The organism is Pseudomonas sp. 28 E 9 (genome assembly GCF_900004785.1).
Taxonomy (GTDB): Bacteria; Pseudomonadota; Gammaproteobacteria; order Pseudomonadales; family Pseudomonadaceae; genus Aquipseudomonas; species Aquipseudomonas orientalis_A.
In genome coordinates this window covers 13,569-38,780 of the sequence record NZ_CVTK01000047.1, presented here as the reverse complement: position 1 = coordinate 38,780, position 25,212 = coordinate 13,569, and the positions used below count along the sequence as shown (strand labels likewise).

At 66.2% G+C, this 25,212-nt stretch carries 2 protein-coding genes; both read left to right on the top strand.

The window, feature by feature from the left end:
* Positions 1-480: 480 nt before the first annotated feature.
* Positions 481-13,422 (top strand): non-ribosomal peptide synthetase, encoded by a 12,942-nt coding sequence (locus BFQ00_RS14180; protein WP_065933868.1) that lies wholly within the window; start codon positions 481-483, stop codon positions 13,420-13,422.
* Positions 13,419-24,752, top strand: coding sequence for a non-ribosomal peptide synthetase (locus tag BFQ00_RS14175; protein WP_065933867.1), 11,334 nt, complete (start codon positions 13,419-13,421; stop codon positions 24,750-24,752). The genes BFQ00_RS14180 and BFQ00_RS14175 overlap by 4 nt, the downstream gene beginning before the upstream one ends.
* Positions 24,753-25,212 lie beyond the last annotated feature (460 nt).

The following is a 25,212-nucleotide window of genomic DNA, read 5'->3' as shown; positions in this document are numbered from 1 at the left end:
CGCGTACAGCCGCCATTGAGCGTTTGCATACGATCATGACGCCTACTCATTCCCGGGTTTCCACACCCGATCGCTGATATGCAGCGACGAAGCGAAGGCTAGCCAGTGGATTGAGCAGGCGCAAGGCCGAAGGATTGTCTAGGAAACGTCCTGCAAATTAAAGGGATATGGCTTGCTGGCCTTTAACAATGCATGTCGAGCAGGCGATGCAGGTGGGGGAAACGACGCTCAAAAATGGCTCTCACACCACCGGATCAGTATTGGCCCTCAACCAACCCGGAACCATTCCCCATTTCCCTTGTCCCCGCTTCCCATGTCACCCCCCGCCCCGCAAATCCCTTAATTTTCCAAGCCTGCCGGAAGCCTCTCCAGGCCCCCGGCTGCGCCCGTTGTTTTTTCAGGGCGCAAGGCAGCCGATTCAAGCGGCACAACGGAATACGGACATTCTTTTCAACCGTGACTTATCAGGCGGGTTTCCCCATGCAGTTCAGCGAATTACTGGCAGCGATTTCCACCCATGCGATCCGTCTGCAGACGGAAGAGGGCGATCTGATCGTCCTGGGCGATGACGACGCGCTGGATGACGCGCTGTGGGACCAACTGATCGCGCACAAACCCCAACTGCTTGAGCTGGTCGCGGCGCATGGCGGCGACTGGTCGAGCCCGGCTTATGGCATCACCCCGGACATGCTGCCCCTGGTCACGCTCGACCAGCCGGCCATCGACCGCATCGTCGCGGCGATCCCCGGCGGGGCGGCGAATGTGCAGGATATCTACCCCCTGGCGCCGCTCCAGGAAGGCATGCTCTACCACCATCTTCGCGCACAGCAGGGCGACCCCTACGTGCTGCACGCGCAGTTCGTGTTCGACAGCCGCGCGCGTCTGCACAGCTTTGCCCAGGCGTTGCAATGGGTGATTGATCGCCACGATATCCTGCGCACGTCGATGGCCTGGGAGCGCCTCGACGAGCCGTTGCAGGTGGTGTGGCGCAAGGCAACCCTGGCCTGTGAAGAGGCGCATCTGGACGGCGCCGACCGCCTGGCCCAACTGCTCGCACGCTACGATGCGCGCACCTATCGCATGGACCTGGGCCAGGCGCCGTTGCTGCGCCTGGTGTTTGCCGACGACCCGGCCAACGAACGCGTGGTGGCGATGCTGCTGTTTCATCACACCATCCTCGATCACACCGCCCTCGATGGGGTGCGCGAGGAAATCCAGTTGTACCTCGCCGGCAAGCAGGCGCAGGCCGCGCCGCCGGTAGCGTTTCGCAGCTATATCGCCCAAGTGCGCCATGGCGTGAGCGAGCAGGCCCACGAAGCCTTCTTCCGCGACATGCTCGCCGACATCGACGAGCCGACGTTGCCCTTCGGCCTGCAGGACGTGCAGGGCGATGGCCTGGGCATCGACGAAGCGCGCCTGCCGGTTGAGCATGCGCTCAGCCTGCGCTTGCGCAGCCTGGCGCGTCCATTGGGTGTCGGTGTGGCAAGCTTGATGCACCTGGCGTTGGCCCGGGTGCTGGGGGTGGTGTCGGGCCGTGAGTCGGTGGTGTTCGGCACCGTGATGCTCGGCCGCATGGGCGCGGGCGAGGGCGGTGAGCGCGCGTTGGGCATGTTCATCAATACCTTGCCGCTGCGCGTGGATGTCGGCGAGCAAGGCGTGCGCGCCGCGATCAAGGCTACCCACGAACGCCTCACCACCTTGCTTGAGCACGAGCACGCCTCCCTGGCGCTGGCCCAGCGTTGCAGCGGGGTGGCGGCGCCGGCGCCGCTGTTCAGTGCGATGCTCAATTACCGTCACAGCGCCGCCAGCGACATGCACGCGGTGATCGACGTGGCCGAAGGTATCCAGGTGCTCGGCGCCGAAGAGCGCACCAACTACCCGCTGACGGTCAACGTCGATGACCTGGGTGAAGACTTTGCGCTGACGGTGATGGTCGATGCGTCCATCAGCGCGCAACGCGTGGCCGGTTATCTGCACACGGCCCTGGAAAGTCTGGCCGATGCCCTTGAACAGCGACCGGATATGCCGCTCAGCGGCCTGAACATCCTGTCTGACTCCGAACGCCATACCTTGCTGCACCGCCTGAACCAAAGCTCAGTAAACCAAAGCTCAGTAAACCAAAGCCCCGCGCACTACGCCGACACCGCCCTGATCCACCAGCAAGTCGAAGCCCACGCCGCCGCCCGCCCCGACGCGATTGCCGTGCGTTTCGAACAACGCTGCCTGACCTACCGTGAACTCAACGAACGCGCCAACCAGGTCGCCCATGCGCTGCTGGCCCAGGGCGTATGCCCCGACGCGCGCGTGGCGATCTGCGTAGAGCGCGGCCCGCAGATGATCATCGGCCTGCTTGGTATCCTCAAGGCCGGCGCCGGTTATGTGCCGATCGACCCGGCGTACCCGCAGGAACGCATCGCCTACACCCTGGGCGACAGCGCGCCGGTGGCGGTGCTGGTGCAAGCCGACACCCGGCACTTGGTGGGCAACCTGGCGCAGATCGACCTCGACGCCCTGCACCAACAGGCCACGGTCAATCCGTGCCTGCACCTGAGCCCGGCCAACCTGGCCTATGTCATCTACACCTCCGGTTCCACCGGCCAGCCCAAGGGCGTGATGATCGAACACCGCCAGGTGGCGCGCCTGTTCAGCGCCACCCAGCACTGGTTCGGCTTTAACCAGCACGACGTGTGGGCGCTGTTCCATTCCTTCGCGTTCGACTTTTCCGTGTGGGAAATCTGGGGTGCGCTGATGCACGGCGGCCAGTTGCTGATCGTGCCGCAACTGGTCAGCCGTTCACCGGATGAGTGCTACGCGCTGCTCTGCGAAGCCTCGGTCAGCATCCTCAACCAGACGCCAAGTGCGTTCCGCCAGTTGATCGCGGCCCAGGGCAACAGCGACCAGGCGCATTCGTTGCGCCAGGTGATTTTCGGCGGCGAGGCGCTGGAACCGGGCATGCTCAAACCCTGGTATGCACGGGCGGTGAATGCCGGTACGCAACTGGTGAACATGTACGGCATCACCGAAACCACCGTGCACGTGACCTACCGCGCGCTGGAAGCGGCCGATGCGCAGTTGGTCGGCGTAAGCCCGATTGGCGTGCGCATTCCGGACTTGCAGTTGTACATCCTTGACGCACAGCGCGAGCCGCTGCCGTTCGGCGTGGTCGGTGAGCTGTATGTGGGCGGCGCCGGGGTGGCGCGCGGTTATCTGAACCGTGACGCACTCAACGCCGAACGCTTCCTGCACGACCCGGCCACCGGCCTGCGCATGTACAAGACCGGCGACCTTGGCCGCTTGTCGGCCGACGGCAGCGTCGAGTACCTGGGGCGCAACGACGACCAGGTGAAGATCCGCGGTTTCCGTATCGAACTCGGTGAAATCCAGGCCCACCTGGCCACCGCCGACGGCGTGCGCGATGCCGTGGTGATTGCCCGGGAAGACACTCCCGGCGACAAACGCCTGGTGGCCTATGTGATTGCCGATGGCACGCCGAGTGCGGCCGCCTTGCGCGACCATTTGCTGCTGAGCCTGGCCGACTACATGGTGCCCGCTGCCTTTGTGCTGCTGGAGCGGTTCCCGCTGACCACCAACGGCAAACTCGACCGCAAGGCCTTGCCCGCACCTGATACCGACGCGTTGGCCCGGCGCGGTTATGCGCCGCCCCAGGGCGCGGTGGAAACCACCATCGCCACGCTCTGGCAGGATTTGCTCAAGGTCGACCGCGTGGGGCGCGAGGATAATTTCTTCGAGCTCGGCGGCCACTCGCTGTTGGCGGTCAAGCTGATCGAGCGCATGCGCCAAGTGGAACTGAGCGCCGATGTGCGCGTGCTGTTCGGCCAGCCGACCTTGGCGGCACTGGCGGCGGCGGTCGGCGGGCACCATGAGGTGCAGGTGCCGGCCAACCTCATTGAAGAACACAGCGCGGCCATCACCCCGGACATGCTGCCCCTGGTCGACCTCGACCAGGCCGCCATCGACCACATCATCCAGGCGATACCCGGCGGCATCGCCAATGTGCAGGACATCTACGGCCTGGCGCCGTTGCAGGCCGGGATTCTCTACCATCACCTGGCAACCGCAGAGGGCGACCCCTACGTGTTGCAGGTGCAGTTCAGCTTTGCTGACCAGACGGCGGTGGACGGGTTTGTCCAGGCGCTGCACAGCGTGATCGAGCGCAACGACATCCTGCGCACCGCGATCCTCTGGGAAGGCCTGGATGAACCGGTGCAGGTGGTGCTGCGCCAGGCACCGCTGGCGGTCGAACGGGTCGAGGCCACGGGCGACGATGCCCTGGCGTCTCTGCAACAACGCTTCGACCCTCGTCACTATCGCCTGGACCTGTCACGCGCGTCGCTGATGCGCCTGGCGTACAGCGAGGAAGCGGGGCGCCTGGTCGGCATCCTGCTGCTGCACCATATCCTGCTCGACCACACCGCCCTGCACGTGCTGGTGCAAGAGATGAGCGCCAGCCTGTGCGGCAACAGCGCGCAGTTGCCCGACGCGGTGCAGTACCGCAACTACGTGGCCCAGGCGCGCCTCGGTGTGAGTCAGGCGCAGCACGAAGCGTTCTTCAGCGAGATGCTCGGCGATATCGACGAGCCAACCCTGGCCTTCGGCTTGCAGGATGTGAATGGCGACGGCAGCGGCATCGTCGAAGCCCATCTGCCGCTGGAGTCGGGGCTGAGCCTGGCCCTGCGCGAACAGGCGCGGCAATTGGGCGTGAGTGCCGCGAGCCTGGTGCACCTGGCCTGGGCGCAGGTGCTGAGCCAGGTGTCCGGCCAGCGCGACGTGGTGTTCGGCACCGTGTTGCTGGGGCGCATGCAGGGCGGCGAGGGCGCCGATCGGGCGCTGGGGATGTTCATCAACACCTTGCCGCTGCGGGTCAGCCTCGGCGCCACGGGCGTGCAGGCCGGTGTGCGCGCCACCCACGCACGCCTGGCGCAATTGCTCGGGCACGAACATGCCTCGTTGTCCCTGGCCCAGCGCTGCAGTGGTGTGCCGGCGTCGTTGCCGTTGTTCAGTACCTTGCTCAACTATCGCCACAGCGCACCGGATGAAGCACCGGGTGACAGCCCGTTCGCCGCTTCCGGCATCCAGGTACTCAGCTCCGAAGAGCGCAGCAACTACCCGCTGGTGCTCAACGTCGATGACCTGGGCGCAGGCTTCGCCCTCACCGTGCAAGGTATTGCCACGCTGGACGTGCAGCGCGTGGCGGACTACATGCTGACCGCGCTGCGCCACCTGGTGACGGCCCTGCAACAGGCGCCGACCACCGCGCTGCAAACGCTGTCGATCATACCGCCGGCAGAGCGCCGTCAATTGCTGGTGGAGTTCAACGCCAGTCGCCGCGACTACCCGGCGCATTTGAGCGTCGCCCAGCTGTTCGAAGCCCAGGCGCTGGCACGGCCTGAAGCGGTGGCGGTGGTGCAGGGCAAACTGTCCCTGAGTTACCGCGACCTCAATCGCCGCGCCAATCGCCTGGCCCACTACCTGATCGGTCAGGGCGTGCAACCCGGCGAGCCGGTGGCCCTGGCGCTGCCGCGCGGCATCGACCTGGTGGTCAGCCAAGTGGCCGTGCTCAAGTGCGCGGCGGTGTATGTGCCGCTGGACGTCAATGCGCCGGCCGAACGCCAGGCCTTCATGGTGCAGGACAGCGGCGCCCGCCTGGTGCTGGACGACCTGGCCGGGCTGAACCTCGACGGGCTGCCGGCGGAGAATCCCGAGCGAGAGCAGTCCGCCGACAGCGTCGCCTACATCATGTACACCTCCGGTTCCACCGGCACGCCCAAAGGCGTACTGGTGCCCCAGCGCGGCATTACCCGGCTGGTGATCAATAACGGCTACGCCGACTTCAATGCCCAGGACCGCGTGGCCTTTGCGTCGAACCCGGCGTTCGATGCGAGCACCCTTGACGTGTGGGCACCCTTGCTCAACGGCGGCTGTGTGGTGGTGGTCGAACAGGCTGTGCTGTTGTCCCACACCTCATTCGCCGCGTTGTTGCAAGAGCAGTTGGTGACGGTGTTGTGGATGACCGCCGGTCTTTTCCACCAGTACGCCGATGGGTTGCTGCCGGTGTTTCGCCAACTGCGATACCTGATCGTCGGTGGGGATGTACTCGACCCGCAGGTGATTGGCCGCGTACTCGAGCAGGGTAAGCCCCGGCACCTGTTGAACGGTTACGGGCCAACGGAAGCGACCACGTTCTCCACCACCTTTGAAATCACGGCGGTGGGTGAGGGGTCGATCCCGATCGGCCGGCCGATCGCCAATGCCCAGGCGTACGTGCTGGATGAACGCCGGCAGCCTGTACCTTTGGGGGTGACCGGGGAGTTGTATATCGGTGGTGCCGGCGTGGCCAAGGGGTACTTGAACCAGCCGCAATTGACCGCCGAAACATTCATCTCGAACCCCTTCGGCGATGGCCTGGTGTACCGCACGGGCGACCTCGCTTGTTGGCAGGCCGACGGTACGCTGTTGTACCAGGGCCGTAATGACCTGCAAGTGAAGATTCGCGGTTTCCGCATTGAGCCCGGCGAGATCGAAACTCGCCTGGCCACCTTTGCGGGCCTGAAAGACTGCGTAGTGCTGGCGCGGGAAGACGCGCCAGGCGACAAACGCCTGGTCGCCTACTACACGGCCGCTGCGCCGCTGGCTATCGAAGCCTTGCGCGACCATGTGCAAGGCCAGTTGCCGGACTATATGGTGCCCTCGGCCTATGTCTGGCTGGAACGGCTGCCCCTGACGGCCAATGGCAAACTGGACCGCAAGCATCTGCCGATGCCGGACCAGAGTGCGTTGCTCAGTCGTGCCTACGAGGCCCCCCAGGGCGAAGTGGAAACCCTGCTGGCGCAGATCTGGCAGGACGTGCTCAAGCTCGAGCGCGTCGGTCGGCATGATCATTTCTTTGAACTGGGCGGGCATTCGTTGCTGGCCGTCAGCCTGATCGAGCGCATGCGCCGCGTCGGCCTGAGCGCCGATGTGCGCGTGCTGTTCAGCCAGCCCAGCCTCGCGGCATTGGCGGCGGCGGTGGGCAGCGGGCGCGAAATCGTGGTGCCGGCCAATGGCATTCCGGCAGGCTGCACGCACATCACCCCGTCGATGCTGAGCCTGGTGCAACTCGACGCGGCCGCCATTGAACGCATCGTGGCCAACGTGCCGGGCGGTGCGGCGAACGTTCAGGATATCTACCCACTGGCGCCGTTGCAGGAAGGCATCCTCTATCACCACATCAGCGCCGAACAGGGCGACCCGTACCTGCTGCAATCGCGCATGGCGTTCGACAGCCTTGAGCGCTTGCACGCTTTCATGGGCGCGCTGCAACAGGTGGTGGCGCGCCACGACATTCTGCGCACCGGGGTGGTCTGGGAAGGCCTGGACAGCCCGGTGCAAGTGGTGTGGCGCCAGGCGCAGTTGGTGGTGCAGGCCGTCAGCCTGGACCCGGCCGACGGCGGCATCATCGAACAACTGCATGCACGCTTCGATGCGCGCCACTACCGGCTGGACATCACCCAGGCGCCGCTGCTGCGCATGGTCTACGCCCAGGACCCGGCCAATCAGCGTGTCGCGGCGATCCTGCTGTTCCACCACCTGGCCCTGGACCATACCGCCATGGAAGTGGTGGGCCAGGAGATGCGTGCCTTCATGCTGGATCAAGCCGATGACTTGCCCGAGGCCGCGCCGTTTCGCAACTACGTGGCCCAGGCGCGCCTGGGGGTCAGTGTGGCCGAGCATGAGCAGTTCTTCCGCGGCATGCTCGCCGATGTCGACGAGCCGACGTTGCCGTTCGGTTTGCATGATGTGCAGGGCGACGGCCGCAGCATCGAAGAAGCCGCACGGCAGCTGCCGGCCGAGCTGGCGCAGCGGGTGCGCGAGCAGGCACGCCACCTGGGCGTCAGCGCCGCGAGCCTGATGCACCTGGCCTGGGCGCAGGTGCTGGGGCTGGTGTCCGGGCGCGACGACGTGGTGTTCGGCACCGTCCTGATGGGGCGCATGCAGGCCGGCGACGGGGCGGACCGCGCCCTGGGCATGTTCATCAACACCTTGCCGCTGCGGGTCGATGTGGCGGCCGCTGCCGCCGACGCGGTCAAGGCCACCCATGCACGCTTGAGCGCCTTGCTCGGGCATGAACATGCCTCGCTGGCCCTGGCCCAGCGTTGCAGTGGGGTGGCGACGGCCACGCCGCTGTTCAGCGCCTTGCTCAATTACCGCCACAGCAGCCCCGGCGAAATGGCCCGCGACGGTCAGGGGATCTGGGAGGGCGTACAACTGCTCGGCGGCGAAGAGCGCAGCAACTATCCGCTGACCCTGAGTGTGGACGACCTGGGCGAAGGCTTTGCGTTGGCCGTGCTGGCGTTGCCGCAGATCGGCGCCCAGCGCCTGTGCGACTACATGCACAACGCCGTGGCGCAGTTGGTCGACGCCCTGGAAAACGCGCCGGACACCCGCTTGCACCACCTGCCGATTCTGCCGACGGCGGAACGCGACACGCTGCTGCGCGAATTCAACGCCACCGCCCATGACTTCCCGCGCGGGCACACCCTGCACGGCGCCTTTGAAGTCCAGGCCGAGCGTCAGCCCGAAGCCATCGCGGTGATGCAGGACGGTGTGGCGCTGACCTATCGACAGCTCAACCAACACGCCAACCAGCTGGCCCATCACCTGCTCGGGCTTGGCGTGCAGCCGGATGACCGCGTGGCGATCTGCTGCCGTCGCGGCCCGCAGATGCTGGTGGGCCTGCTCGGCATTCTCAAGGCCGGCGCGGGCTATGTGCCGATCGACCCGGCGTACCCGGCCGAGCGGATCGCCTACCTGTTGCAGGACAGCGCACCGGTGGCGGTACTCTCGCAAGCCTGCACCCGCGACCTGCTCGGCGGCGTCGCCAGTGTCGACCTGCACGACCCCGGCTTGCAGCAATACCCTGTGAGCAATCCGCAACTGGGCGCACTGACCCCGGCGCACCTGGCCTACGTGATCTACACCTCCGGTTCCACCGGTCAGCCCAAGGGCGTGATGGTGGAGCATCACCACGTGGAAAACCTCGTGCACTGGCATTGCGAGGCCTTTGGCCTGGGGGCTGCCAGCCATACCAGCAGCGTCGCCGGTTTCGGTTTCGATGCGCTGGCCTGGGAAGCCTGGCCGGCGCTGTGCGTGGGCGCGACCCTGCACCTGCCGCCCGCCGAGGTGGGCAATGAAAACATCGACGAGCTGTTGGCCTGGTGGCTGGCGCAGCCGCTGGACGTGAGCTTCCTGCCCACCCCGGTGGCCGAGTACGCCTTCAGCCTGAACCTGCAACACCCGACCCTGCGCATGCTGCTGATCGGGGGCGACCGCCTGCGCCAGTTCAGCCAGGAACGACGGTTTGCCCTGATCAATAACTACGGCCCCACCGAAGCCACGGTGGTCGCCACCTCCGGGCGTGTGCGTGCCGGACAGCCTTTGCATATCGGCCGGCCTGTGGCCAATGCCACCAGCTATGTGCTGGATGCGCACCTGCGTCCGGTGCCGGTGGGCGTGGCCGGTGAGCTGTATGTGGGTGGCCGCGGCGTGGCGCGCGGTTACCTGAATCGCCCGGACCTGACCGCCGAGCGCTTCCTGCAAGACCCGTTCAACCCCGGGCGCATGTACCGCACCGGCGACCTGGTGCGCTGGCTGCCCGATGGCAACCTGGAATACCTGGGGCGCAACGATGACCAGGTCAAACTGCGCGGGGTGCGGGTTGAACTGGGCGAAATCGAAAGCCGCCTGGCCGCGCTCGACGGCGTGGCGGAAGCGGTGGTGCTGGTGCGCGAAGGCCGCTTGATCGCCTGGTTCACCGAACGCCAGGCGCTGTCGATCGACACGCTGCGCGCGCAACTGCAGGCGCAACTGCCCGAGGCCCTGGTGCCGGTGGCCTACGTGAAACTTGCGGCCTTGCCCCTGACCGCCAACGGCAAGCTGGACCGCAAGGCCTTGCCGGCCCCCGATCAAGCCGCGCTGCTGACCCGTGACTACGAAGCGCCCCAGGGCGAAGTGGAAACCCGCCTGGCGCGGATCTGGGCCGACGTGCTGCAGGTGGAGCAGGTGGGGCGCCATGACCACTTCTTCGAACTGGGCGGGCATTCGTTGCTGGCCGTCAGCCTGATCGAGCGCATGCGCCAGGTCGGCCTGAGCGCCGATGTGCGCGTGCTGTTCAGCCAGCCGACCCTGGCCGCGCTGGCCGCCGCCGTGGGCAGTGGCCGCGAAGTGCAGGTGCCGGCCAACCGTATTCCCGACGGCTGCCAACGCATCACGGCGGACATGCTGTCGCTGGTGACGCTGGAGCAATCGACGCTGGATCAGGTGATCGACCAAGTGCCCGGCGGCGCCGCCAATGTGCAGGATATCTATCCGCTGGCGCCGTTGCAGGAAGGCATTTTCTACCACTACCTCACCGCAGAGCGGGGCGATCCGTACCTGCTGCAATCGCACTTGGCGTTTGACAGCATCGAGCGCGTGCAGGCCTTTGCCCGAGCGTTGCAGCAGGTCATCGACCGCCATGACATCCTGCGCACCGGGGTGGTGTGGGAAGGTTTGGTACAACCGCTGCAAGTGGTGTGGCGCACCGCTCAATTGAGCGTGCAGGAGTTGCAACTGCACGGCGATGTGCTCGCCGGCCTGCATGAACGTTTTGACGCGCGCCGCTATCGCCTGGATATCAGTCAGGCGCCGCTGGTCCGCCTGGTCTATGCGCGCGATCCGGCCAACCAGCGCGTCGCGGCGGTGTTGCTTTACCACCATATCGCTCTGGACCACACCGCGTTCGATGTGGTGCTGCGCGAAATGCAGGGCTACCTGCTGGGCCACGCCGCGCCTGCCGCCGCACCGATGCCGTACCGCAACTACGTGGCCCAGGCGCGGCTGGGCGTGAGTGAGCAGGAACATGAAGCGTTCTTTCGCGACATGCTCGGCGATGTCGATGAACCCACCTTGCCGTTCGGCTTGCAGGATGTGCGCGGCGACGGTAACGCCATCGAGGAGCACACCCTGCACCTGGACAGCGAGCTGAGCCGACGCCTGCGCGCCCAGGCACGCTTGCTCGGCGTCAGCAGCGCGAGCCTGTTCCACCTGGCCTGGGGCCAGGTGCTGGCTGCCACCTCGGGACGCCACAGTGTGGTGTTCGGCACCGTGCTGGTGGGGCGCCTGCAGGGCGGCGAGGGCGCCGACCGGGCCCTGGGGGTGTTTATCAATACCTTGCCGCTGCGCCTGGACATCGACGCCCAGGGCGCCCGCGAGGCGGTGCGCGCCACCCATACGCGGCTGACCGCCTTGCTCGGCCATGAGCACGCGTCCCTGGCGCTGGCCCAGCGTTGCAGCGGGGTGTCGGCGCCGGCGCCGTTGTTCAGTTCGATGCTCAACTACCGCCATCGCGGCTCGGCAACCCGTTCGGCGGACGCGCAGCACGCCTGGGAAGGCATGCAGACCCTGGTCAATGACGGGCGCACCAACTACCCGCTGACCCTGAACGTGGATGACCTGGGCGACGGTTATGACGTCACCGCCCTGGCGCACATGGATGCGCAAAGGGTCTGCGGGTATATGCAGACTGCGCTGGCCGGCCTGGTACACGCGCTGGAGCAGGCGCCGCAGCAGGCGTTGAATCGCCTGCCGGTGATGGGCCAGGCGGAGCGGCATAAGCTGCTTGTCGAGTTCAACGCCACCGAAGTGAACTACAACCTCGAGCAGACCCTGCACGGCCTGCTCGAAGCCCAGGTCGAGCGCTCGCCGCAAGCAATTGCGGTGAAGGCCGGCGACCGGCAACTCACCTACCAGCAACTCAACGAACGCGCCAACCGCCTCGCCCATCACTTGCGTGAGTGCGGCGTGCAGCCGGATACGCGGGTGGGCATTTGCCTGGAGCGTGGCCTGGAGATGGTCATCGGCCTGTTCGCCATCCTCAAGGCCGGCGGCGGTTACGTCCCGCTGGACCCGGGCTACCCGCAGGAGCGCCTCGCCTACATGCTGCACGACAGCACGCCGGTGGTGGTGCTCACCCAGGGCGCACACCGTGAATGGCTCGGCACTGTGCCGGTCATTGATCTGGACCACGAGACCTGGCAGCACCAGCCTTCCGGCAATCCCCAGGTGCCTGGCCTCACGGCCCGGCACACCGCGTACGTGATCTACACCTCCGGCTCAACCGGCCAGCCCAAAGGCGTGATCAACGAACACGCCGGGGTGGTCAACCGCCTGCTGTGGATGCAGGACGCGCACAGCCTCAAGGCGCAGGATGCGGTACTGCAGAAAACCCCGTTCAGCTTCGACGTGTCGGTGTGGGAGTTCTTCTGGCCGCTGATGACCGGCGCACGCCTGGTGATGGCGCGTCCGGGCGGGCACAAGGAGCCGGCGTACCTGTGCGACGTGATCGAATCCGAGCGGATTACCACGCTGCATTTCGTACCGTCGATGCTCGATGTATTCCTGGCCCACGGCGATGTCGGCCAGGCCGCCGGGCTGGTGCGTGTGATGTGCAGCGGCGAAGCCTTGCCGGGCAGCCTGGTGCGGCGCTTCAAGCAGCAACTGCCGGGCATCGGTTTGTACAACCTGTACGGCCCGACCGAAGCCGCTGTGGATGTGACTGCTTGGAACTGCGCAAGCAGCGATGTGCCGGACAACACGCCGATCGGCAAGCCGATTGCCAACACGCGCATGTACGTGCTGGATGAGCAGTTGCAGCCGGTGCCGTTGGGCGTCGTCGGTGAACTGTTCATCGGCGGCGTACAGGTAGCGCGGGGTTATCTCAATCGTGCGCAACTGACCGCCGAACGCTTCCTCAAGGACCCGTTCAGCGAGGGCCGGATGTACCGCACGGGCGACCTGGGCCGCTATCTGCCGGACGGTAATCTGGAGTACCTGGGCCGCAACGATGATCAGGTGAAAATCCGCGGCCTGCGCATCGAGCTGGGAGAAATTCAGGCGCGCCTGCTCGAGCATCCCGCCGTGAAGGATGCCGTGGTCGTAGCCCGCGAAGATCGCCTGGTCGCCTATTACACCGGCGCGGCCACCGCCATCGAAGCGCTGCGCAGCCAGCTCTTGCAGCACCTGCCGGATTTCATGGTGCCCGCGTTGTTCGTGCACCTTGAGGCCATGCCCCTGAGCCCCAACGGCAAGCTTGATCGCAAGGCGCTGCCGGCTCCGGGCGTGGCGGCGTTGAGCGTGCGTGAGTACGAGGCGCCCGAAGGCGACAGCGAAATCCTGCTGGCCCGGCTCTGGGCCGAGCTGCTGAAGGTGGAGCGGGTCGGGCGCCATGACAACTTCTTTGAACTGGGCGGGCACTCGCTGCTCGCCGTGAGCTTGATCGGGCGCTTGCGCCAGGAAGGCATGGAAGCCGATGTGCGGGGGTTGTTCGAGCAACCGACCCTGGCCGGCTACGCCGCAATGACCGAACGAATGGAGATCGTCCTGTGAACATCCTCGAGCTGCTGGCAACCCTGAACACCAAGGACGTGCAACTGGCGCTGAAGGGCGAGCAGTTGTCGGTGCAAGGCAACAAGCACGCCTTGAGCGACCCTTTGATCCTCGCCGCGCTGCGCGAGCACAAGCCGGCGCTGATCGAGCTGATCAAGGCCGGTGAGTATTCGGCAACCAAAGCCGGTGAGGTGCAGGTGCCGGCCAACGCTATCCCGGCGGGCGCCGAGCGCATCACCCCGGACATGTTGACCTTGTCCACCCTGACCCAGGAGGAGATCGAGCGTATCGTCGCCACCGTCGACGGCGGTGTGGCCAATATCCAGGACATCTACCCGCTGGCGCCATTGCAGGAAGGCATCCTGTTCCATCACGTCAGTGCCGAGCAGGGCGACCCGTATGTGATGCAGTCGCAGTTCGCCTTTGACAGCCTGGAACGTTTCGACGCATTCGCCCAGGCGTTGCAACGGGTAATGGACCGCCATGACATCCTGCGCACCGGGGTAGTCTGGGATGGCCTTGAACAACCCTCGCAAGTGGTGTGGCGCCAGGCGCGCCTGCCGGTGCAGGCGTTGATGCTGGACCCCGCCGACGGCGATATTGCCGCGCAGTTGCACGACCTGTTCGATGCGCGCCACTACCGCCTCGACGTGACCCGGGCGCCGCTGTTGCGCCTGATACGCGCCGAAGACCCGGCCAATGGGCGCATTGTCGCCACCTTGCTGTTCCACCATATGGCGCTGGACCACAGTGCGCTGGAAGTGGTGTGCCATGAAATGCAGGCGTGCCTGTTGGGGCAGGGCGACGCCCTGGGCCAGGCGGTGCCGTTTCGCAACTACGTGGCGCAGGCGCGGCTGGGCATCAGCGAGCAGGCGCACGAAAGCTTTTTCCGGCAGATGCTCGGCGATATCAGCGAGCCAACCTTGCCGTTCGGCCTGCAGGATGTGCAGGGCGATGCGCGGGGCATTGCCGAGGTCAGCCTGGCGTTGGCGCCGGAACTGGCGCGACGCCTGCGCGCCCAGGCACGCCAGTTGGGGGTGAGTACCGCCAGCCTGTTTCACATGGGCTGGGCCCAGGTGCTCGGGGTGTTGGCCGGCAAGGCCCAGGTGGTATTCGGCACGGTGTTGATGGGGCGCATGCAGGGCAGCCATGCGACGGATCGCGCGCTGGGCATCTTCATCAATACCTTGCCGTTTCGTGTGGATGTGGACGCCCAGGATGTGTGCGCCGGGGTCAAGGCCACCCACGCACGTCTCACCACCTTATTGCGCCATGAGCACGCGCCGTTGGCCCTGGCTCAGCGTTGCAGCGCGGTGGTTGCGCCGACGCCGCTGTTCAGTGCGCTGCTCAACTATCGTCACAGCGCAGCGGCGGCCAGTGCCGAGGCCGTATCGGCATGGCACGGCATCACCGCGCTGCGGGCCGAGGAGCGCACCAACTACCCGCTGACCCTCAGCGTGGATGACCTCGGCGAGGGCTTCGGCCTGAGTCTGCTCGCCAGTACCGCCGTCGACCCGCACCGCGTCTGCGCCTACCTGCAAACCGCACTGGAAAACCTGGTAAGCGCCCTGGAGCAGGCGCCGCACACCGCGCTCAACCAACTGCCGGTGGTGCCGCTGGCCGAGCAGCGCCTGTTGCTCGAGCAGTTCAACGCAACCCAGGCGGTGTTCCCCCAGGGCAGCACCTTGCACGCGCGCATCGAAGCCCAGGCCGCGCTGACCCCGGATGCCATCGCGGCGGTGTGCCTGGACCGCACGCTGAGCTACGCCGAACTCAACCAGCAAGCCAACCTGCTGGCTCATCATCTGCTGGCGCTGGGGGTCAAGCCCGATGACCGCGTGGCCATCGTCGCACGCCGTGGCCTGGACACCCTGGCCGGCTTGCTGGCGATCCTCAAGGCCGGCGCCTGTTATGTGCCGGTGGATCCGTCCCACCCGGCCGAGCGCCTGAGCTACCTGCTCAGCGACAGCGCCCCGGTGGCCGTGCTGACCCAGCACGCGTTGCTCGAGCGCCTGCCGGAGCTGGAGGTGCCGGTGATCAACCTGGACCGCTACACCTGGCACCACCACGCGGCGAGCAATCCCGAGGTGGCCATGACGGCGTCGAACCTGGCCTATGTGATCTATACCTCCGGCTCCACCGGCCTGCCCAAAGGGGTGATGGTGGAGCATCACACCGTGGCCAACCTGGTGGACTGGCATTGCAGCGCCTTCGACCTGCGCGCCGGGCGGCATACCGCCAGCGTGGCCGGTTTCGGCTTTGATGCGATGGCCTGGGAAGTGTGGCCGGCGCTGTGCGCGGGCGCCACCCTGCACCTGCCGCCGGCCCGTGACGGCGCTGAAGACATCGACGCGCTGCTCGCCTGGTGGTGCGCGCAACCGCTGGACGTGTGTTTCCTGCCGACACCGGTGGCCGAGTACGCCTTCAGTCAAAACCTCGAACACCCGACCTTGCGCACGCTGCTGATCGGCGGTGACCGCCTGCGCCATTTCGGGCGCGCGCAGCGCTTCGAGCTGATCAACAACTATGGCCCCACCGAAGCCACGGTGGTCGCCACCGCCGGCAAGATCGAGGCGGGCCAGCCGTTGCATATCGGCAAGCCTATCGCCAATGCCAGGGTCTATCTGCTGGACGAACAGCTGCGCCCGGTGCCGTTGGGCGTGGCGGGTGAACTGTACGTGGGCGGCAAGGGCGTGGCGCGCGGCTACCTCAATCGTCCGGAATTGACTGCCGAGCGGTTCCTGCGCGACCCGTTCAGCAGCGGGCGCATGTACCGCACCGGCGACCTGGCGCGCTGGCTGCCCGACGGTAACCTGGAGTATTTGGGGCGCAATGATGACCAGGTAAAGATCCGTGGCATGCGCATCGAACTGGGCGAAATCGAGACCCGGCTCAACCAACTGCCGGGCATCCTGGAGGCGGTGGTGCTGGTGCGTGAAGAGCGGCTGGTGGCGTATTTCACCGAAAGCCCGCAACTGGATGCGCTGGCCGTCGCTGATATCCGCGCGCACCTGGTGGCCCATCTGCCCGACTATATGGTGCCGGTGGCGTTCATGAAGCTCGACACGCTGCCCCTGACCGCCAACGGCAAGCTCGACCGCCAGGCACTGCCGGCGCCGGATATGGCTGCGGTATTCAGCCGTGAATACGAGGCGCCGCTGGGCGAGATCGAAAGCGTGTTGGCGCAGATCTGGGCCGACGTGCTGCAAGTGGAGCGGGTTGGGCGGCGCGATCACTTCTTCGAGCTGGGCGGGCATTCGCTGCTGGCCATGCGCATGGTGTCCCAGGTGCGCCAGCGCCTGGGGGTGGAGCTGGTGCTGGGCGACTTGTTCGCCAACGCCGAACTGGCGGCGGTTGCCGAGCTGTTGGCGCGCGCCGGTCGCAGCACCTTGCCGGACATCCTGCCGGCCAATCGCGACGCTGAGCTGCCGTTGTCATTTGCCCAGCAACGCTTGTGGTTCCTGGCGTTGATGGAGGGCGCCAACACCGCCTACAACATTCCCATCGGCCTGCGTCTGCGGGGGCACTTGCATGTGCAGGCGCTGCAACGTGCCCTGGCGCGGATTGTCGCGCGGCATGAAACCCTGCGCAGTCGCTTCGCCCAGCACGGCGACGAGGCTCAGGTGCTGATCGTGCCGGCCGAAGACATGTTGCCGCTGCAGGTGCAGGACCTGCGCCGCCATCCGCAGCCGCAGCAGGCGCTGGACGCGCTGATCCACGGCGAAGCCTCGGCGCCGTTCGACCTTGAGCGCGGCCCACTGCTGCGCGGGCGTCTGGTGGTGATGGCCGACGATCACCACGTGTTGCTGCTGACCCTGCACCACATCGTCTCCGACGGCTGGTCGATGGGCGTGCTCACCCGCGAACTGATGGCGCTGTACCAGGCGTTCAGCCACGGTCACGCCGACCCGTTGCCGCCGTTGCCGATCCAGTACGCCGACTTTGCCGTGTGGCAGCGCCTGTGGTTGAGCGGCGAAGTGCTGCAGCGCCAGAGCAGCTATTGGCAACAGGCCCTGGCCGGCGCACCGGCCTTGCTCACCTTGCCCACTGACCGCCCGCGTCCGGCGCAGCAGGACTACGCCGGCAGCAGCGTCGAGGTGCGCCTGGATGAACGCCTGACCGCCGGGCTCAAGGCCTTGAGCCAGCGCCATGGCACCACGCTGTACATGACCTTGCTGAGCGCCTGGGCGTCTTTGCTGGCGCGCTTGTCCGGGCAGCATGACCTGGTAATCGGTACGCCGGTGGCCAACCGCACGCGCACCGAGGTGGAAGGCTTGATCGGGCTGTTCGTCAACACCCTGGCGGTGCGTATCGATACCTCCGGCGAGCTGAGCACCGAGGCCTTGCTGGCGCGGGTCAAGGCCCTGACGCTGGCGGCCCAGGCCCATCAGGACCTGCCGTTCGAGCAGGTGGTGGAAATCACTCGACCCCCGCGCAGCCTGTCCCACAGCCCTCTGTTCCAGACCTTGTTCAGTTGGCAGGACAGCAGCGCGCCCACCCTGGCCCTGGGCGACCTGGCCCTGGAAGGCATTGTGGAGAACAGCCACTTTGCCAAGTTCGACCTGTCGCTGAACCTGGGCGAAGTGCAGGGCAGTGTCCTGGGCGCGCTGGAATATGCGGTGGCGCTGTTCGACGAGTCGACGATGCTGCGTTATGTCGGCTATTTCACCCGCGTGTTGCAGGCCATGGTCGATAACGACCAGGCGGTGCTGGAACACGCGCCGCTGCTGGATGAGCGCGAACGTCAGCACCTGCTGTTCGATTTCAACGCCACCGCCGTGGACTACGACCTCGAGCAGACCTTGCATGGCCTGTTCGAAGCGCAAGTGTTGCGCACGCCGCACGCGATTGCCGTGCAGGCCGGTGAGCAGCACCTGACCTATGCCCAACTGAACGCGCACGCCAATCAGTTGGCCCATCATCTGCTGGCCCTCGGCGTGCAACCGGATACGCGCGTGGCGATCTGCGTCGAGCGCGGCCTGGACATGGTCATCGGCCTGTACGCGATCCTCAAGGCCGGCGCCGCCTATGTGCCGCTGGACCCGGCCTATCCGCTGGAGCGCCTGGCCTACATGCTGCAAGACAGCGCCCCGGCGGTGCTGCTGGCCCAGGGCAGCACCCGGGGCTTGCTGGGCGCGGCAACGGTGGTCGACCTGGACCAGCCGACCTGGCAACACCAGCCTATCGACAACCCGGCTGTGGCGGGCGTGACCGCCTACGTGATCTACACCTCCGGCTCCACCGGCCAGCCCAAGGGCGTGATCAACGAACACGCCGGGGTGGTCAACCGCTTGCTGTGGATGCAGGACGAATACGCGCTCGACGCCAGCGATACGGTGTTGCAGAAAACCCCGTTCAGCTTCGACGTGTCGGTGTGGGAGTTTTTCTGGCCGCTGTTCACCGGCGCTCGCCTGGTGATGGCGCGGCCGGGCGGACACAAGGAGCCTGAGTACCTGTGTGAAGTGATCCAAGCTGAGCACATCACCACGCTGCACTTCGTGCCTTCGATGCTTGATGTGTTCCTGGCCCACGGCGATGTGCGCCCGGCGGCCGGGCTGGTGCGCGTGATATGCAGCGGGGAGGCGTTGCCGGGCAGTCTGGTACGCCGCTTCAAGCAGCAGTTGCCGGGTAGCCAATTGCATAATCTCTACGGCCCGACCGAAGCGGCGGTGGATGTGACCGCCTGGAACTGCGGCGGCCCGCACACCCCGGACAACACGCCCATCGGCACGCCGATTGCCAACACCCGCCTGTACCTGCTGGACGCACAGTTGCAGCCGGTGCCACAGGGCGTGGTGGGCGAACTGTTCATTGCCGGCGTGCAGGTGGCGCGGGGCTATCTGAACCGCCCCGAGCTGACTGCCGAGCGCTTTTTCGACGACCCGTTCATGGCCGGCAGAATGTACCGCACCGGCGACCTCGGACGTTATTGGCCGGACGGCACGATCGAGTACCTGGGACGCAACGACGATCAGGTGAAGATTCGCGGCCTGCGCATCGAACTGGGGGAAATCCAGGCACGCCTGACTGAGCACCCGGCGGTCAACGAAGCTGCGGTGATTGCCCGGGAGCAGCGTCTGGTGGCGTATTACACCGGCGTCTGCTGCGAGACTGACGCCCTGCGCGCGCATCTGTTGCAGCATCTGCCGGAATTCATGGTTCCGGCGATCTTCGTGCATCTGCAGGCGCTGCCGCTGAGCCCCAACGGCAAGCTGGAGCGCAAGGCACTGCCGGAACCGGGCGTGGAGGCGCAGGCGTTGCGCGAGTATGAAGCGCCCCAGGGCGATACCGAGATCGCCCTGGCCAGCCTGTGGGCCGAGCTGCTGAACGTGGAGCGGGTAGGGCGCCACGATAACTTTTTCGAACTGGGCGGGCACTCGCTGCTGGCCATCAGCCTGATGGGGCGCATGCGCCGCCTGGGCCTGACGGCGGATGTGAAAGTACTGTTCGGCCAGCCGACGTTGGCGGCACTGGCTGCAGCCTTGGGCAGCGGGCGCGAGGTGGCGGTGCCGGTCAATGGCATCGCGACCGACTGTGCGCACATCACCCCGGCGATGCTGCCGCTGATCAAGCTCGACGCGAGCGCCATCGAACGCATCGTCGCCGTCATCCCGGGCGGTGCGGCGAATGTGCAGGACATCTACCCGCTGGCCCCCTTGCAGGCGGGCATGCTCTATCAGCATCGGGCGGTGCAGGGCGACGACGCCTACGTGCTGCAGGCGCAGTTCGGCTTCGACAGTCGTACGCGCCTGGACGCGTTTGCCCGTGCGCTACAGGCGGTGATCGAACGGCACGACATCCTGCGCTCATCCTTCCACTGGGAGGGCCTGGAGCAACCGGTGCAGGTGGTGTGGCGCAAGGCTCAATTGCGCGTCGAAAGTGCGCCGCTGCCGCAGCGCCTGGCGCTGGACCAGGCGCCGCTGATGCGTCTGGTGTACAGCGAGCAGGCGCAACGCGTGGTCGCGACCCTGCTGTTCCATCATCTGGTTATGGACCATGTGGCATTGGAGATTCTGCAACACGAAATGCAGGCGTTTTTGCTGGGGCGCGAGGACGAGCTGGGTGCGGCGGTGCCGTATCGCAACTATGTGGCGCAGACCTGCCTGATCGAGCGCGACCACGAAACGTTTTTCCGCAAGATGCTCGGTGACATCGGTGAGCCGACCCAGGTGCAGATTGCCGGCGCTGTGCAAAGCGTCCACCTGACCCTCGATCCGGGCTTGAGCCGGCGCCTGCGCGTACAGGCCCGGCAGTCGGGCGTCAGCGCGGCGAGCCTGCTGCACCTAGGCTGGGGCCATGTACTGGGCAAGGCGTCCGGGCGGCAAAGCGTGGTGTTCGGCACGGTGATGCTCGGTCGCCTGCAGGGCGGTGAAGGCGCCGAGCGCGCCATGGGCGTATTTATCAATACCCTGCCGCTGCGGGTCGACCTGGGCGATCACGCGGTGCGCGATGCGCTGCGCGCTACCCACGCGCGCCTGAGTCAACTGCTCAGCCACGAGCATGCACCGTTGGCCCTGGCCCAGCGTTGCAGCGACGTGCCCGCGACCACGCCGCTGTTCGACGTGCTGTTCAACTACCGTCACAGCGCGCCGCAAACAGGCGGCGAGGCGCAGGCGTGGCAAGGCATTGAGTTGCTCAAGGCCCAGGAGCAGACCAACTACGGCCTGTCATTGAGCGTGGATGACCTCGGTGAAGGCTTCACCTTGAAGGCCGCGGGGCCGGGGGCCGAGCGTTTGTGCGCGTACCTGCAGGTGGCCCTGGAGCACATCGTGCAGGCGCTGGAAAGCCACAGCGATATCGCCATCGGTTGCGTGCCGATTCTGCCGGCGACGGAGCGCCAGCAACTGCTGGACTTCAACGCGACTGCCCGCACTTTCCCGCGTGAGCACACGGTACAGCGCCTGTTCGAAGCCCAGGCCCAGGCGCGTCCCGACGCGCTGGCGGCGGTGCATGGCGAGCAGCGGCTGAGCTATGGCGAACTGAATACGCGGGCCAACCAGTTGGCTCATCACCTGGCGGACCTGGGTGTGCGGCCCGGCGATAACGTCACGCTGCTGCTGCCGCGCGGCCTGGATTTGCTGGTCAGCCAACTGGCGATCCTCAAATGCGCCGCCGCCTATGTGCCGTTGGACATCAACGCACCCGCCGAGCGTCAGGGCTTCATGCAGCAGGACAGCGGCGCGACCTGGCTGTTGACGCGCAGCGATGCCGAGGTGGCCTTCGCAGCGCAGCGCCTGGACGTGGACCGCCTGGCCCTGGCCCCGCAACCGAGCCACAATCCCGACCTGTCGCAGTCCTCGGACAGCGTGGCGTACATCATGTACACCTCCGGCTCCACCGGCACGCCCAAAGGCGTACTGGTGCCCCATCGCGGCATCACGCGGCTGGTGCTCAACAACGGCTACGCCGACTTCAATGCCCATGATCGGGTGGCGTTCGCCTCCAACCCGGCGTTCGACGCCAGCACCATGGACGTGTGGGGCCCGTTGCTCAACGGGGGCCAGGTACAAGTGATCGACCACGCCACCTTGCTCGACCCGCTGGCATTCGGCGCCGAGCTTGCAGGGGTGACGGTGCTGTTCGTCACCACCGCGCTGTTCAACCAGTACGTGCAGATGATTCCCCAGGCCCTGGCCGGCCTGCGCATTCTGTTGTGCGGTGGCGAGCGCGCCGACCCGGCGGCGTTCCGCAGCCTGTTGGCGCAGGCACCGGCCTTGCGCCTGGTGCACTGCTATGGCCCGACCGAAACCACCACCTACGCCACCACCCATGAAGTGCGCGCCGTGGCCGACGACGCCGACAGCGTGCCGATCGGTCGGCCGATTGCCAATACCCAGGTGCATGTGCTGGATGCGCAATTGCAGCTGCTGCCGTTGGGCGTCACTGGAGAAATCTGCATTGGCGGCGACGGCGTGGCCAAGGGGTACTTGAATCGTGCTGAACTGAGCGCTGAAAAATTCGTGCACGACCCGTTCAACCCCGGCGCCTTGCTGTACCGCACCGGCGACCTCGGGCGCTGGACGGCGGATGGCGTGCTGGAGTGCATCGGGCGCAACGATGATCAGGTGAAGATTCGCGGTTTCCGCATCGAATTGGGTGAGATCGAGGCGCGGCTGGCGACCTTTGCGGGCATCCAGGATGTGGTGGTCATGGCGCGTGAAGACGTGCCGGGTGACAAGCGCCTGGTGGCCTACTTCACGTGGGCCGCAGACGCCGTTGGCGTGGATCAGGTGCGCGCCCACTTGCAGGAGCAAGTGCCGGAGTACATGCGGCCATCGGCCTATGTGGCACTGGACCGGCTGCCGTTGACGGCCAACGGCAAGGTCGACCGCAAGGCCTTGCCGGTGCCCGCGTATGACACGCTGGTCAGTGGCGGGTTTGAAGCGCCCGCCGACGCGCTGGAACAGACGTTGGCGCAACTATGGGCGCAGGTGCTCAAGCTTGAGCAGGTGGGGCGGCATGACAGTTTCTTCGAACTGGGCGGGCATTCGTTGTTGGCGATTCGCCTGGTCACCCTGCTTGAGGAAGCCGGTTTGCCGGTGTCGCTGGCCGAGCTGTTCCAGCATGCCAGCGTGGCGGGCATCGCCGCGATGCTGCGTCAGCGCAGCGAAGCCCCTGTGCGTGACCCGTCGGTGATTACCGTGCGTGCAAGCGGCACGCAGGCGCCGTTATTCCTGGTCCACGAATTCAGTGGCATGGACGTTTATTTTCCCGCGCTGGGCCAGCACCTGCCCGGCGATTACCCCATCTACGGCCTGCCGGGGGTGCCGCTCGGCGATTCGCACCTGAACACCCTGGAAGGCCTGGCGGCGCGCATGGTCGGGTTGATCCGTGGTCTTCAACCCCATGGCCCTTACCGCGTCGCGGGGTGGTCCTTTGGCGGGGTGCTGGCTTATGAAGTCGCGATGCAACTGCTGGGGCTCGATGAGCCGGTGGCGTTTCTCGGCCTGATCGACAGCTATGTGCCGCGCATGACCGATCAGGGCAAGGCGCGCTGGAGCGGGCCGGATGCGCTCAAGCGGCATTTGCTGTTGCAGTGCACGGCGTATTGGAAAGCACAGGGAGGGGTGGATGAACTGGCGAGCCTGGAACAACTGGAAGCGCAGATTGGACAGCTGGACTTTGCGAGCCTGCTGCAACGCTGTCGCGATCAAGGTCTGCTATACGCGCAAATGGCGGAAGCTGCGGACGCGGACCTGGTGAGCTTTCTTGAACGCGAAGTCGGGCATGGGCATGCGCTGGCCCATTACAGCCTGTTCCCGCTGCCGATCCCGGTGCATCTGTTCAGTGCCGAGCAGCGGCCTACCGAGCTGTCGCGGCGCAGCAGGGCGCTGGGCTGGGACGCGGTGCTGGCGCCGGGGCAATTGCGCCAGGTGCAGGTGCCGGGTGATCACCAGAGCATGATGCAGGCTCCGCATATTCAGGGCCTGGGACGGGCGATGTCGGTGGCGTTGCTGGCCGCTGCGCCGCAGGGTTGCGCGGTGCATCAGCCGGTGTTGCGCATCCAGAGCGGCCGAGCCGGGCATGCGCCGCTGTTCTGTGTACCCGGTGCGGGCGACAGCGTGACCGGCTTCGTCGGCTTGAGCGAGGCGCTGGGGCGGGACTGGCCGTTGTATGGCCTGCAGCCGCGCGGGCTGGACGGTGAAGCGGTGCCGCACAGCCAGGTGGAAGCGGCGGCGCAGTGTTACCTGACGGCGCTGATTCATGAGTGCCCGGCGGGGCCGGTGCATCTGGTCGGGCATTCGTTTGGCGGCTGGGTCGCGCTGGAAATGGCGCTGCGCTTGCAGGCGATGGGCCGCGAGGTGGCGTCGTTGACGGTGATCGACAGTGAGTCGCCGGGGGGTAATGGTGTGGTGGGGCGGCCGTATACGTCGACGGCGGCGTTGTTGCGGTTGATCGAGGCGATGCAGTTGGCGGCCGGGAGATCCCTGGGGATCGATCCGCTGGATTTTGCCGCGAGTGATGAGGTGGCGCAGCGCCAGGCATTGCATGCGGGGATGGTTGGGGTTGGGTTGTTGCCGGCGCGGTCTGCCGGGGATGCGATGGTTGGCCCGGCGCGGACTTATGCGGCGGCGTTGCGTACGGTGTATCGGCCGCAGGCGCGGTATGACGGGGTGGTGCGTTTGGTGCTGGCGCGGGACCCGGCGCTGGATGCGGCGGGTAATCAGCGTGAGCAGGGGTTGATGATTGAGGGGTGGCGCGGGCAGGGGCGTGGGTTGCAGGTTTGGTATGGCGGGGGGAATCATTTCACTTTGCTCAAGGCGCCGAATGTGTCGGCGTTGGCCAGGTGGTGGGTTGAGGGGGTTGTGGTTGGGGAGGTGGTGTCTTGATGGCCGCCCAATGTGGGAAGGGGTTTGCTCCCGATGGCGGCCTGTCAGCCAACGGTTACCCATCTGGCACACCTCGGTCCAAATGTGGGAGGGGGCTTGCCCCCGATGGCGGCCTCAGGGCCGACCAGGGTGTTGGATCAGACCGAGTACATATCCGTTTCTGCGGTCACGGCTGCTATTGGTTCCGCTCTTACAGCGGCTCACTTTTGAAAAGCGCAAAAGTAAGCAAAACGCTCTTGCCCCACCACTCGGCACCTCGCTCAGGCTCGGCGTGCCCTCTCTCCGGCTTGAATCCGTGGGCCGCCGCAATGGGCCATCCATGGCCCAGTGCGGCTAACCCGGCGTCCTGCCGGGTTACCCACGGATTCAAGCCTGCGTTCGGCCAGCGTGGTTTAACGGGGCGCCCAGGATCAAAAGCCAGATCAAGATCAAGAGCGACTCGCTGCGCATCGTGGTTAGG